At 40.1% G+C, this 14,285-nt stretch carries 13 protein-coding genes; 11 read left to right on the top strand and 2 right to left on the bottom strand.

Annotation, left to right across the window (positions count from 1 at the left end):
* The first annotated feature begins 7 nt into the window (after positions 1–7).
* From lspA to BM161_RS02200, 10 genes are all read left to right on the top strand, one after another.
* Positions 8–553 carry a signal peptidase II gene (gene lspA, locus BM161_RS02245; RefSeq protein WP_074930279.1) on the top strand — a complete coding sequence of 182 codons (546 nt, stop codon included), beginning with the start codon at positions 8–10 and terminating at the stop codon, positions 551–553.
* Positions 554–571: 18 nt separating this feature from the next.
* Complete coding sequence (locus tag BM161_RS02240) at positions 572–967, top strand: hypothetical protein (protein WP_074930055.1); 396 nt, start codon at positions 572–574, stop codon at positions 965–967.
* Entirely contained in the window at positions 964–1,659 is a 696-nt protein-coding gene (locus tag BM161_RS02235) for a 5'-methylthioadenosine/adenosylhomocysteine nucleosidase (RefSeq protein WP_074930054.1), read from the top strand. Before BM161_RS02240 ends, BM161_RS02235 begins: the two co-directional genes overlap by 4 nt.
* 1 nt (position 1,660) lies before the next feature.
* Entirely contained in the window at positions 1,661–2,155 is a 495-nt protein-coding gene (locus BM161_RS02230) for an S-ribosylhomocysteine lyase (protein ID WP_074930053.1), read from the top strand.
* 9 nt (positions 2,156–2,164) lie between these two features.
* Positions 2,165–3,643 carry a DUF1538 domain-containing protein gene (locus tag BM161_RS02225; RefSeq protein ID WP_074930047.1) on the top strand — a complete coding sequence of 493 codons (1,479 nt, stop codon included), beginning with the start codon at positions 2,165–2,167 and terminating at the stop codon, positions 3,641–3,643.
* Positions 3,640–4,296: a P-II family nitrogen regulator gene (locus tag BM161_RS02220; RefSeq protein ID WP_074930045.1), complete on the top strand. Its 657-nt coding sequence runs from the start codon at positions 3,640–3,642 to the stop codon at positions 4,294–4,296. Before BM161_RS02225 ends, BM161_RS02220 begins: the two co-directional genes overlap by 4 nt.
* Before the next feature lie 120 nt (positions 4,297–4,416).
* The gene (locus tag BM161_RS02215; RefSeq protein WP_177206195.1) at positions 4,417–6,261 is read left to right on the top strand and encodes an adenylate/guanylate cyclase domain-containing protein; all 1,845 of its coding nucleotides are present in this window, start codon (positions 4,417–4,419) and stop codon (positions 6,259–6,261) included.
* A 1-nt stretch (position 6,262) separates the two neighbouring features.
* Entirely contained in the window at positions 6,263–8,173 is a 1,911-nt protein-coding gene (locus tag BM161_RS02210) for an adenylate/guanylate cyclase domain-containing protein (protein WP_074930041.1), read from the top strand.
* An 87-nt stretch (positions 8,174–8,260) separates the two neighbouring features.
* Positions 8,261–8,554 carry an ArsR/SmtB family transcription factor gene (locus tag BM161_RS02205; protein WP_244882624.1) on the top strand — a complete coding sequence of 98 codons (294 nt, stop codon included), beginning with the start codon at positions 8,261–8,263 and terminating at the stop codon, positions 8,552–8,554.
* Positions 8,551–10,638, top strand: a complete 2,088-nt coding sequence (locus BM161_RS02200; RefSeq protein ID WP_083425641.1) for a heavy metal translocating P-type ATPase — start codon at positions 8,551–8,553, stop codon at positions 10,636–10,638. The genes BM161_RS02205 and BM161_RS02200 overlap by 4 nt, the downstream gene beginning before the upstream one ends.
* Positions 10,639–10,703: 65 nt before the next feature.
* Here BM161_RS02200 and BM161_RS02195 read toward each other — a convergent pair whose 3' ends face one another.
* Both BM161_RS02195 and BM161_RS02190 read right to left on the bottom strand, forming a co-directional pair.
* Positions 10,704–11,456, bottom strand: coding sequence for an RNA methyltransferase (locus BM161_RS02195; RefSeq protein WP_074930039.1), 753 nt, complete (start codon positions 11,454–11,456; stop codon positions 10,704–10,706).
* A 65-nt stretch (positions 11,457–11,521) separates the two neighbouring features.
* On the bottom strand, positions 11,522–13,486 hold the full coding sequence (locus tag BM161_RS02190) for an EAL domain-containing protein (RefSeq protein WP_083425640.1): 1,965 nt from the start codon (positions 13,484–13,486) through the stop codon (positions 11,522–11,524).
* A gap of 72 nt (positions 13,487–13,558) precedes the next feature.
* On the opposite strand from BM161_RS02190, the gene BM161_RS02185 reads away from it, so the two are divergent.
* A complete protein-coding gene (locus BM161_RS02185) occupies positions 13,559–14,269 on the top strand; it encodes an HAD-IA family hydrolase (protein ID WP_074930035.1) in 711 nt (236 codons plus the stop codon).
* Positions 14,270–14,285: the final 16 nt, after the last annotated feature.

Here is a 14,285-nt window from a genome sequence, read left to right as displayed (position 1 = left end):
TTTTACTATGAATAAAGAATTAAAATCAAAACTTTTTCCAATTTCACTTGCAGTTTTAGTAATCATCCTTGATCAGATTACAAAAATCCTTGTAATGAAGAACATTCCTCTTTATACAATTGGTGCACAGTTTTTTGGAGATTTTCTCAGAATCATTCACGTGGCAAATACAGGTGTTGCCTTTAGTGTAGGCGCTACCTGGTCTGAAACAGCACGCCGCTTCCTGTTTTCTATGATTCCTCTTATTGTTATTGGAATTGTTGTTGTAATTTATTTCAGAAATAACACATGGACTAAACTTCAGCGCTGGGCCATTATGGGTATTGTTGGCGGTGGTCTTGGCAACCTTATAGACCGCTTTTTCCGCGCCGAAGGTGTTGTAGACTTTATCGACGTAAAATTCTACGGACTTTTTGGTCTTGAACGCTGGCCAACTTTTAATGTTGCAGATTCTGCAGTTGTTGTTTGCGGACTTCTCCTCATTATTTCGTTTATCATCACCTTTATACAGGAATCTAAAGCACAGAAATCTCAGGAATCTGAGGAAAAATAAAAAATCGAGGTATTCAACATGGATATGACAGAAGAAGAAAAAGCGGAGAGACTGGAACGCCAGAAAAAGGAGCTTGAACAGCGTACAAAACAGCGCAATTCACGATTATTCCTTCTTTTCGGCAGCATTTTTGAAATTGTAGAAACACTGGGTGTAATTCTGCTCCTCTTTGTTCTTTTCTCATTCCTGATTTTCAGAGTTTTCAAACTTCCAGAAGCAACTGCCACAACTGTTTTCCAGTTTTCAACTATTGTAAGTTTCTTTGGAGGACTTGTTGTAGGCTTTATGATTTATAAGGCAGTGGCAAATTTTGTAATCGAAAAATTTAATATGTTCGATAAGCTTTCAAACGAAGTACTTGGTCACTATTCTAAACGCATAAGAGCAGAACAGAAAGAGGCTTTGAAAAAATGATTGGAATTATTGGTGCAATGGACAGCGAGGTCGATACTCTCTTTGCGAGAATGACCGCTAAAGAAAAAATCAATCTGAATCATCTCACTTTCTATAAAGGAAAGCTTTATGATAAAGATGTTGTAATTGTAAAGTGTGGTATTGGTAAAGTAAATGCTGCTTTATGTACCCAGCTTTTAATTTTGAACTTTAAGGTTTCTAAAATCATCAACACTGGTATTGCAGGTGCTACAGGAACTGGCTTAAAGATTTATGATTTCGTAGTTTCTACAGAAGCTGTTTATCATGATTTTGATGTTCAGTTCTTTGGCTACAAACCGGGTCAGGTTCCAGGAATGCCGGAAGCCTTTGTTGCAGATCCTTCACTCGTTGAAGCTGCCGCAGCCGCTTTTGAACAGACAGATTTTTCTGCTAAACTTAAGCTTTCAAAAGGCCGTATTGCTTCTGGAGACCAGTTTATTTCTGGAAACGAAAAAAAATCATATATCATTTCTACTTTCCACCCACAGTGTGTAGAAATGGAAGGCTGCGCTATTGCTCAGACCTGCTATGCTAACAATGTTCCTTTTGTAATTATCCGCTGTATGTCTGATACTGCTGATGATTCTGTAAAGGAAACCTATTCAGAAGAAACTGCTTCAAGATTGAGCAGCACTTTCCTTCTGGAAGTAATTAAAGAAATAGGAGAATAAAATGGAAGTTGTACAGAGTTTTACTATTGATCATACACATTTAAAGCCTGGTATTTATATTTCCCGCGAAGACAAGGGCTTTACTACTTATGACCTTCGCATTACTGAACCTAACAAAGAGCCTGCTATGGGCCCTGGTGCTATCCACAGTATGGAACACCTTATGGCTACATGGTTCCGTAATTCAGAAGTAAAGGATGATGTTGTTTACGTTGGACCAATGGGCTGTCTCACTGGTATGTATATCATCATGCTTGGAAAATATACTGTAGAAGATATGCGTCAGCTTACTATCCGCTGTCTTGAATGGATTCTTACTCAGAATGAAGTTCCTGCTACACGCCCAGAAGCCTGCGGTAACTATCTTCTTCATGATCTTCCAATGTGTAAATGGGAAAGCAAACGCTATCTTGACCGTCTGAAGAATGACTTCCACTGTGAATACACAAAGCTTCAGGTTAAGCTTGAAGACGGCAAAACTTTTGCTGATGCATAAAATCTGTAGATGAACATATTATCAAAATTCAAAGAAACAGCAGTTTCGGTTTTGCCGGTAATGGCAATCGTGCTGTTTCTTGGTCTTACATTTGTACCTCTTGATAAGTATCTGCTCGCTCGCTTTATTGTAGGCGGGCTTTTACTTATTATTGGCCTCACAATTTTTCTTCTTGGTGTAGACCTTGGCATTCAGCCTATGGGAGAACGCTGTGGTGCAGAGCTCACTAAAAAGCGTTCTCTTGCCCTTCTTCTGTTTGTCGCTTTCGTAATTGGTTTTATTGTTACTGCTGCAGAACCAGATATTCAGGTTTTTGGAGATCAGGTTCGCGGCATTTTTCCGTTTGTAAATAAAATTGCAATTACTTTTGTAATTGCAGCCGGTGTCGGGCTTTTTATTATGCTGGGCCTTCTGCGCACAGTTTTAAAGCTTTCCCTTAAATGGACGCTTTTTATTGCCTACACCATTCTTTTTATTCTTTCGTTTTTTGCACCTGAAAGCTTTTTTGGAATTGCCTTTGATTCTGGTGGAGCAACTACTGGCCCAATGACGGTTCCGTTTATCATGGCACTTGGTCTTGGTGTTTCAAGCGTTTCTAAAGATGATGATAACAGCTTTGGTCTTACTGGCGTATGTTCAATCGGGCCGGTAATGGCTGTTTTGATTTATGCGATAATTCTGTCTCTTCGACTCCGTTCAGGAGACGGAACAGCGGTAGTTTCGGCAGGCTCAAACACCGCAATTTCTGCAGCATCTGAAAGCTTTGCACAGATTGCGGCTCATGTTTTCCGAGAATCGCTGATTTCTATTGCACCGCTTTTTGCACTGTTTATCATCTTTCAGATTCTTCTTTTGAAGATGACAAAACGTCAGGTTATCAGAATCATAATCGGTTTTATTTATGCCTTTATTGGCCTTACAATCTTTTTGATTGGCGTAAACGGAGGCTTTTCTCAGGCTGGAGCAGAGCTTGGACAAAAACTCGGCTCGCTTGCAGTTACCCGCGGTGGTGGCTGGTATGTACTCTTAATCATAACCGGACTTCTTCTTGGCGCAATTATTGTCTGTGCTGAACCTGCCGTTTGGGTTTTGAGCGAACAGGTAGAAAGTGTAAGCGGTGGTACAATAAAACGAAAAGTTCTTCTTATATTCCTTTCTGTGGGAACTGCCATTGCAATTGCACTTTCTATTCTTCGTGCAGTAACCGGCTTTAATCTGAAATTCATTATTATTCCAGGCTACATAATTGCAATGGTACTCATGCTGTTCTGCCCTTCTCTCTTCTCAGGAATTGCTTTTGACTCTGGCGGAGTTGCATCGGGTCCTCTTACTTCTACTTTTGTACTTTCTTTTACTCTTGGTGCTGCTGCAAGCGGTGAAGGTGGAAATGATTCTTTTGGTGTTATTGCTCTTGTTGCAATGATGCCGCTGCTTGCGATTCAGTTGATGGGAATAATATATAAGATCAAACAAGGAGGCCGTAAATGAGTTATAAGCTTCTGGTAAGTATAGTTCCTCACGACAGCGGAGAACTGATTTCCAATGCCGCAAAGTCCGCAGGCGCTGGAGGCGGAACTATTGCTATGGGAAGAGGAACCGCATCCAATGGGGTTCTCCAGCTTCTGGGCTTGGGAGATACTTCAAAGGATATTGTTTACATCATTCTTGAAGAAGAAAAATGTGAAAATGTAAAAGCAGCCATTGTTCAGGCCTCAGAATCAAAAAAACATTTTGGAGTTCTTTTTACGCTCAATGTTGGAAGTTTTGTAAAAGCCGGCAGCAATAAATCAGATGTAATATCAGAATCAAAAGGAGAAGAAACTATGGCAGATAATACCTATCAGATGATAAACGTAATTGTAAACAAAGGTTATGCAGAAGATGCTATGGCTGCAGCCCGCAAAGCAGGAGCCGGCGGTGGAACAATTATAAGTGCCCGCGGAACTGCAAAAGAAGGTGATGCTGCCTTTTTTGGTATGACTATTGTGCCGGAAAAAGATATGCTTATGATTCTTGTACCTTCTGACAAAAAAGATGCTATTGTGAATGCAATTACAGAATTACCTTGTTTTGACCAAGCAGGTAGTGGTATTATATTCTGTAACGAAGCACAGAATTTTACTGTACTCGGAAAAAAGTAAAACGAGAGAGAGATTTTTTTAATGATTAAAATAAGGCATTTAACTGTCATATTATTACTTTCCCTTTTTTCCCTTTCCTCAGCCTTTGCAAAGTCAAAGTCTGCTGATGAGCTTCCTATTATGAACCTTAATGGTGAATGGGAACTTTTTCTTGAGAAAACGCCAGAACAGACCTTCTATCTTACCGACAAAAACACCCCTGCAGATTTTATTGTGACTGTTCCAAATGAATGGAATAAGCAGGTTGCCCAGGCAGGTCTTTCTTCTCCTGTAACTTACGGCTGTTACAGATTTGTATGTCATGATTTAATTCCTGGTTTCAGATATGCCGTGCACACAAAGGAATCTCCGGGAACCTCCTGCGCTGTTTTTGTAAACCGCACACTTCTTGGCCAGGCCGGAAATCCTTACGCAATGACCGCCAAAAATTATACTCAAAAGCCAAACCATTACGGACCATCACATTCAAAGAGCATGCCGCTTTATTTTGAATTCACTCCGGACAATAATGGAGATGCAGAAATCATCTTCTTTGTAGCAAATTATTATTACAGAAAAGGCGGCTTGTGGGATTCTGTTTATGTTGGTCCTGCAAAGGCTATCTGGCATCAGAATATTGTTACACTGATTTTTTTCTGTATTGTAATTGGAAGCCTTTTATTTACAGGCATGCTGAACCTTGTTCAGTTTGCTTTGAATAAAAACCGTACTGAATATTTCTACCTGGGAATTGCATCTCTTGCTTTTGCCATAAGAATTGCAACTGCCAGTTATTGTTCTTTAGATATCTTCTTTCCGGGCCTTACTGCAGAATTAAAACTCAAACTGGAAATGATTCCTATGTGGGTTGTTCCGGTAGCAATTCTTCAGTTAATCTTTTTGATTTATCCTTCAAACAACCGAACTATACTTTTCCCATTCTTACGCGAAATCCATATCCGCTGTGTCCTGTTTATTGTCGAGCTCGCGCTGGGTATTGCATCGTTTATTCTTCCTGCATGGTACACAAGCCGCCTTATTCCGCCGCTGCAGATAATGCTCTTTGTTTTTGCCTTCTATATTTTGATTTATGCAGCCTACAATATTGCTCAGCATAAGCGCTATTCCGTTTACAACTTTTTGAGCTTCTTCACAATTGCCTTAGGCGGAATTATTGATATCATTCATCAGAGTTCAAAAGACCTCATTTCAATTCCAACCCTGCCTTTCTTTATTCTTGTTTTTGTAATTGTTCAGATTGTCATGCTTTCTGCAATTCAAAATGATATTTCGAAAGAAACCATCAGCGGTTCGGGAGACCTCAAAAAACTTAACGATGCATATTTCCGCTATGTTCCAGAAGAATTCCTCAGTCTTATTCATAAAGATTCAATCGTAAAAACAAAGCTTGGCGACTATTCAAATATCGAAATGGCAATCATCTACTCTACTGCAAATATTTCTTTTGATGATAAAGCTCCAAAACTTGAAGAGCGCTTCAGAGCCTTTAATGAATATCTTAAAATCATTTCTCCAATCATCAAGAAAAATGGCGGTCATATCAATCAGATTCTAAACGGAAGTTTTATTGCCCTCTTCCCGGAATCTGCTACAAACGCCGTAAAAGCCTCTATTGAGATTTCAGACAAGGCACAGATTTTTAATGAGATGCATTCAGCAGGTTATAACTTCAATCCGAAAATCGGTATTCATTTTGGAAAGATGATTATTGGAACTGTTGGTGTAGAAGACAGCCTGCACGAAACCATTATTTCGGAAACTGTTAATACAGCTTCTAGAATTCAAGAACAGTGCGACTGTCAGAAGATAATTATTTCTGAAAGCGCTGAAGAAAATCTTTCGGAAGAATTTAAGACTTCACTTACCCTCACAGGTCTTGAACCAATTTATGTAAAGGGAAAAGAAAAGCCTTTGAAGCTTTATGAATTAAACAAAAAGAAGAATTCAAAAAAGGAGGACAAATAAAATGAAAAAATGCATTTCCGTTTTGCTTTCAATGTTTCTCCTGAACCTCTCAATTTTTGCAGTTTCCACCTACTCAATTAAAGACGCGGATGCCTTAAAACTCTCTTCAGAAAACATAATTACCGACTGGGATTTTTACTGGGGAAAATTTGTTCCGCCAACTGATACTCAAACAAAGCCAGACCTTGTAATTCAGGTTCCTTCAGACTGGAATAAATACAAACTTCCTGATGAAATAAAGCAGATAACAAAGACCGGTAAGGGCTCGGGTACCTACCGTCTTAAACTTACAAATCTCAGACCTAATCAAAAATATGCTTTCCCAGCATACAGACTCGGCTACACCGCCTTTGAGATTTTTGCCGACCAGACTTTAATCTTCCGCTCTGGAAGTCCTAATGAAAAATGGGAAAATACAATTGCAGCGCAGGCTTTTGATAAAGCCGTATTTACCGCAGACGAAAACGGCAGTGTAACTCTAACAATTTTTATCTCAAATGATTTTTACCGCAAAGGTGGCTTCCGCGGAAGCTTCACTCTATATGAAGAAGAAACCTACGCAAAATATCATACACGCCAGATCTGCAGTTACAGTATTTTCTCCGGCATTCTTATAATGATTGTTGTTTTCTGTATTCTGAACTCGATTTTTGAAAAGAGTAAGGCAAATATTTATCTTGCCTGCCTGGTTCTTACAATCTACTCAAGAATTGCTTCATATCTTTTCCCACTGCTTATTGCGATGTTCCCTGGCATTTCTTTTGAGTTGATGCTGAGAATTGAATATATTTCTGTATTCTTTATTCCAGGCTTTATCACTCTTTATACAAATGAATTAAACAAAAATATCTTTAAACATATTCCAGCCTGGATTATTGCACTGCCAAGCTTCATTTTGTTTATTCTTGATTTTACACTTCCGATTGGAATTACAAACCGTATGGTGCCATTAATGCAGGCCTATATGTTTACAGTAATCGGATTGCTCAGCATTCTGTTTGCTATCAGAATTTTCAAAGACAGAGACATTATCAGTATTACTGCTATAATTTCATTCTTGATTCTGGCTTTTGGCGGAATTGGAGATATTCTTTCGATTCATCATGTGGCATTCCTGAAAGGTTCACATCCTATTACACCAGCCTTTGTACTCTTCTCACTGACCCAGATTCTTTTTATGGCTTCTATGCAGAACAAAAAGTATCTGAAAACTCTGGAAGTAAACAGCAATCTTCAGGAAACAAATAAATCCTGGTATCGCTTTGTTCCGGAAGATTTCCTTAAACTGATAAACAACAAAGAAATCAGTGATTTCCAGCCTGGAGAGAGCAAGGTTACTAAAGCAGGAATTCTTTCTGCAGATATGCGAAACTTCACTGCCGAATGCGAAAAGCTTGCCCCTATTCAGGTTTTTGATATGCTAAATATTTATTTTAAACGGATTACTCCGATTATCCAGAAATATGACGGCATAATTGAAAAGCATTTTGGAGACGCCATTATCGTAATCTTCCCGGAGCGTGCAGAGCCTGCCCTTAAGTGTGCACTGGAAATTCAGGAAGCTATGATTGAACTTCGCGAAGAATTTGCTTCACGCGGAATGCCTCGCATCAGAATTGGTATTGGTCTTCACTACGGAAACATAATTCTTGGAACCGGTGAAAGCAATAACAATATTGCGGCAGTGTCTCTTTCTGATGATATTGATACCACAATTATCACTGAAGAAATGACCAAGCGTTGTATGAAACCAATTCTTGCAACTTCTTCAATTATTAAAGCTGCAGATATTGAAACAGAATTTACCGAAGGCGGATTACAGTTTATTCGCCAGAGAATTCCTATGAAGCTTTCTGAAATTGATCAGACCGTATTCTCGATTTACAACGAAAAAATAGAAAATTTCCTTTAATTTTTCCAAATTCTCTTAAAAAACACTTGCACAACCGTTCAAATGAAGTTATTATTTGAACAGTTATTCAATTGAACGGAGGCTCAAGTGATTTCTGAAGAAATGCTTTTTGACCTCGCTGATTTTTATAAAATCTTTGGGGATACGACGCGCGTAAAGATTCTTTATGCGCTGGATCAAAGCGAACTTTGTGTAAACGATATTTCAGCAAAGCTTGGAATGTCAGTTTCGGCTGTTTCTCATCAGCTGCACACACTTCGCGAGTCTGACCTGGTTCGTACTAAGCGCGACGGCAAAGTAATTTACTACAGCCTCGCCGACGAACACGTTAGAACTATTTTGGAATGCGGTATAGAACATCTGGAGGAAAAGAAACAATGAGTGAACACGAACATAATCACGAACATGAGCATGAAGAACATGACCACTGCGAATGCCATGGACACGAACATGGACATCATCATCACCACGAAGAAGGCTGCAGTTGCGGGCATGAACACGGTCACTCGCACGAACATGGTGAAGAAAAAGAACTTACTGTAAAACAGCTGATTTTTGCGGCTGTAATGTTTGTACTCGGCCTTGTAATCGAACATCTTCCTGTAGAAAACTGGCTTCCAGACGTTGCAAAAATTGATTTGATTCATGAAGCAGTTTGCATGGTTCTTTATTTTGTTGCCTTTATGATTACCGGAAAGGATATTGTAATCGGCGCAGTTTCGAACCTTATTCACGGCGAACTGATGGACGAATCTTTCCTTATGTCTGTAGCAGCCATTGGTGCAATTCTTCTTGGTGAATATGAAGAAGCAGTTGCATTTATGATTTTGTATCAGGTTGGTGAAAAGTTTGAAGACTATGCAGTTGATAAGTCACGCGACTCAATCGAAGAAATTGCAAAGCTCCGTCCTGACCACGCAACTGTAAAAGTTGGAACAGAAACCCGCGAAGTAGATCCGGAAGAAGTAGAAACTGACTCTGTAATTATCGTAAAACCGGGCGATCGTATTCCTATCGACGGAATTGTTGTAGACGGTGACAGTTTTGTAGATACATCAGCTTTGACTGGCGAAAGTATTCCTCAGCACGTTAGAGTTGGAAGTGAAGTTCTCTCTGGCTCAATCAACAAGCAGGGAGTTCTCGAAATCAGAACTACACGTCACGCCGGTGACTCTGCCCTTTCCCGCATCCTGAACCTTGTTGAAAACGCAACTGAAAACAAGACAAAGTCTGAACAGTTTGTTACACGCTTTGCCCGCGTTTACACACCAATTGTTGTTTACTCGGCACTGGCTCTGGCAATCATTCCAAGCGTAGTTATTGGATTTACAACTGGTAACTGGGCATGGCAGGAAACCTGGAGCACATGGGTTTACCGCGCACTTATGTTCCTTGTAGTAAGTTGTCCTTGTGCACTGGTTATTTCTATTCCACTTTCGTTCTGCGGTGGTATTACAGCCGCAGCTCGTCAGGGAATTTTGATTAAGGGAAGCGTTTACCTTGAAGCACTCGGCCGCACAAAAACTGCCGTATTCGACAAGACTGGTACCCTCACAAAAGGTAACTTTGTTGTAACTCATATTCACGCAACAGATGAAGCAATTACAGAAACTGAATTGCTCGCACTTGCAACTCACACAGAGATGTTCTCTACTCACCCGATTTCGGCTTCGCTCAAGGCTGCACACCACGATAAGTGCTGTGACAACGTAAAGCTTGAGAATGTAGAAGAAATTGCCGGTAAGGGAATTAAAGCTCTTGTAAACGGTAAGGAAGTTCTGGCCGGAAACACAAAGCTTATGGAGCAGTTTGGAATTGCCTACAACGAATGCAGCGAGCACCAGGACGGAACTGTAATTCATGTTGCAAGCGAAGGAAAATACAGCGGCCACATCGTAATCAGCGACGAGATTAAGGATGATTCGGCTCAGACTGTTGAGGGCCTTCATAAAATCGGTGTTGAAAATGTTGTTATGCTTACTGGTGATAATGAAAGAGCGGCTCATACTGTTGCGGCTAAGCTCGGACTTAAGAAGGCATTCGGCCAGCTCCTTAGTGCAGACAAACTTGCAAAGGTTGAAGAGTTACTTGCTGATTTGCAGAAGGGCGGAAAGAAGCGAGGCACTTTGATATTTGCCGGAGACGGTATTAACGATGCGCCTGTTCTTGCCCGCGCCGACGCCGGCATTGCAATGGGAAGCATGGGAAGCGACGCCGCTATCGAAGCTGCAGACATCATCATCATGGAAGACAAGCCTTCGAAGATTGTAGACGGTATCAAGATCAGCCGCCGCACTCTCCGCATAGTTTACGAAAACCTGTACGGTGCTTTGGGAATTAAGGGAACAATTCTCCTTCTCAGCGCCCTCGGCATATCAAATATGTGGATCGCGGTATTTGGCGATGTCGGTGTTACAATCCTTGCAGTTTTGAACAGCCTCAGACTGCTGAAGAAATCAAAATAACAAAAAAAGGTGCTGCTCTTTAGACCAGCACCTTTTTTTATAACCTCTGAAGATTACCTTATTACCTATTTTTCGGAGTTCTTCTTAGCTAATCCTGCCATCTTATCAAAGGTCTTTTCCAGATACTGAGCTTCTCCCTCAGAAAGGCTGGCACGGCTTAAAAGGCTGCGCCAGAAGTTTTCCATATCTTCACGGCCAGGCATTTTGAAAAATCCAATTTTCTGCATATCATTTGTGATTGTCTGCACTGTGCGGTCTACGCGTTCAAGAGTTAGCGGAGTATAGCCTCTGTATTCGCCTTTTTTTTCAACAAGAGATTTTCTGAAGAGGTGATAGCTCATAATCTGAACTGCGTGACTAAGGTTCAGAGATCCAAAATTATCTGAAGAAGGAATTGTTACTCCGAGATTACATTCGTCCAGTTGCTCATCTGTAAGGCCGGTACGTTCGTTTCCAAAGATAACAGCTACTTTGCCGCCGGCCTCGGTAGTTGAGCCTTCTGTTATGTCATCTGCCATATCTGCAAATTCTTCCGGTAGTAAAAGTTTACCGCGTTTCTTTCCGCGACGACGTGTAGTGCCTGCACAAATTGAGCAGTCGGCTGTTGCTTCTGTTATTGAATTATAAAAATGTGCGTTATCAAAAATTCCGCCTGCATGAATTGCCAGTACGTGAATGTGTTCAATATCATAATCTGCTCTGTTACCAACAATTCGAAGATCGCTTATATCATTATTCGCCATTGCACGACAAGCCGCTCCAATATTGCGCGATTCGTCAGGATGGTCTAATACAATTACAATGTTATTAAGATTCATAGGGCAAATTATAGAAAAAAAAACGCTCCGTGGCAAATGCACGGAGCGTTCAGTATATTAATCAATTATTCAACAACCGGTTTACAATTCTTCTCTTCAATAAACTTTAAGAAGTCATCTTCGCAAAGAGGTTTGCTGAAGTAGAAGCCCTGGGCATAAGTGATGCCAAGACTTTCGAGGTATTCAAACTGTTCTTTGGTTTCAATACCTTCAACAACAATTTTGCGGCCCATTTTGAGAAGCATGGAAATCATATTTTCCAAGAGGATTTTGGCATTCTTAGTTCCTTCAGTTCCGTTTTCCTTAAAGCATGGCCACAAAAGACTCTTATCAATCTTAATGAGTTCAAAATCGGCCTTGGCAATTCTCGAAAGATTTGAATAACCGGTACCAAAATCATCCATTGCAAAAGAACAGCCGAACTTTCTGAGTTCTTCCATATTCTTTTTGAGCATGTAACCCGAAGTAACCGCAATGGATTCAGTAATTTCAAGATTTACACAATCCGGTGAAATATTGTACTTCATAAGAAGTGATTTCATGAGTTTTGGAAGATTTGCATCAACCGACTGCAGCCCCGAAAGATTTACTTCTACATGATTCATATGTTTTTTCCTGAGACTGTTCACAGACATAAAGGAGAAAACCTTATTAAAGATCAGATTACTGAGAGGCATAATCATACCTTTTTTCTCAGCAAGAGGAATAAATTCTTCCGGTGAAATATAGCCTATAGTAGACTCGTCCTTAAGGCGAACAAGAGCTTCAACGTTTGTGTATCTCTTTTCTGCAAGACAATAAATAGGCTGATAGAACATTTCAATATCATTATTTTTGATAGCGTCTGAAACAATATGAATAATCTGGCGGCTTCGTACACGTCTTTCACGGGCCTTGTCATCAATGCGGCGGATAAAGCCGATAGAACGGCCGTAGGTTTCAGAGTCTTCGGCAAAGTCAAGGAGCTCAAGAATCTGACCATCAAAAGGGAAATCTTCCGGACAAAGAAGAACATTCGCATGAGCATTCAGACGAACAGAACGGTCATGAAGTTCCCAGGTGCGTGAGAAGCGGTCTGCAAGGATTTCAAGACAACTGTCGAGTTTATTAATCTTCTTGTTATCCATAATAAAAGCCAGAGTCATACGGTTCATACGATAACAAGGAGTCTTAAAAGATTTTTCAACAAAGCCTTTGATTTCAACAAGAATCTCAGAAATTACATTATTGCTTGCATAGTTTTCAATGATAGAAGCTTCATCCAGTTCCATACTAACAATTGCGTAATTTTTTCCGCGGCTCATATATTCCTGAAGAACAGTTTTGAGCGCGTAGTAGTTAAAGGCACGAGTTTCACTATCCAGATATTCCGAAGGATTTTCGAGCGACAGGAACATCAGAAGGATGATAGCAGAAAGTCCGACACTGGAAATAAGGATCTTTGGTTCAATAATCTGTATACCACCAAAACCAATCCATAGAACCATAGTCATCAGTACACAAATCTGCTGTTTACGGTGTTCTTTATCATTCAAGTGGCGCAGAGTCTGGAAAACCGTAAGGCCCGAATAAATAATCAAAACCGCATAAACACAATTAACCATCAGACCATATGAATAAATGCCATCATCTTCGATGTAATACTCAATAGGTGCAAAAACAACAGAAGCAAAAGCAAAAACATAGGACGTGATAATCAAAGACAGTTCCGGCTTGGTATAACGTCTCTGATTACGGTTAATCATATCTATGTAGAGATAAATTGATGAAAGCGCAACATAAAGGAAAACAATAAAGCCCTGATGTGTAAAACGAACAAACCATTTTGGAGTTGTATCATAATAAACAAGGGCAAAAACTGTGGCAAAATCAAAAATCAGATAGAAAAACGAGCTGATCATCAGAACCGTAAAGATTCTGTTGGAAAGAAGTTTAATCTTTGGGCGTAAAAAGTAGATGACTTCGAGAATCAATAAAATCGAAAGAGAGGCTATCTGAAATCTAATATGGTTGAAAAGGAACGAATTCATCTAAACATATATTTTACAACGAGATATGCTTTAACGCTAGCAAAATATTTCCATATAAAATATACTTTCGCTATGAAATTCACGCATCTGCTTTTTGATATGGACAATACACTTTATCCCGCAAGTTCTGATATGGATAAAGGAATTACACGCCGCATGCTTGAATGTGTAGCTGATTTTTTCCACACAGATTTAGAAGGAGCCAGCGCGCTGAGGGCAGAACGCATTGTTCACTATTCTACTACACTTGAATGGCTCAGAGCCGAGGGAATGAATGATATTGAAGGCTTTCTTGCCCATGTTCACCCGGATAACGAAGCAGATGAATTACTGCCACAACCTCGTTTAAGAGAGTTTTTGCTTTCCCTTAATATGCCAATGTCGATTCTTTCAAATGCGCCTCATGAGCATGCAGACCGCGTTCTTGCAAAGCTTGGAGTAGCAGATCTTTTTGAGGCAGTAACTGATATTCGTGATGCAGACTTTAACGGAAAGCCATATCCGGGATCTTATCTTGCGGCCCTTAAAAAAGTAGGCGCAGATATAGAAACAACACTTTTTCTTGATGATATGCAGAAATACACTGATGGTTGGGTTGCTCTTGGAGGAACCGCAATTTTGATTGGTGATAAAAATGGTAAACCTCTTACCGAAGATGCTCAATCTATGATTGAGGCTCGCAAGGCAAACACAAGCGGAAAAGTGGGAAAAACATTCCGTATGGACTCAATTTATGAATTAACCCGGTGGTTGGGTAGCCCTCAGGGCGTATCGAAACCATAATCAGGAGATCTCAATA

The sequence above is a fragment of the Treponema bryantii genome (assembly GCF_900113965.1).
GTDB classification, from domain to species: Bacteria; Spirochaetota; Spirochaetia; order Treponematales; family Treponemataceae; genus Treponema_D; species Treponema_D bryantii_A.
This window is presented reverse-complemented; position numbering and strand designations above follow the sequence as displayed.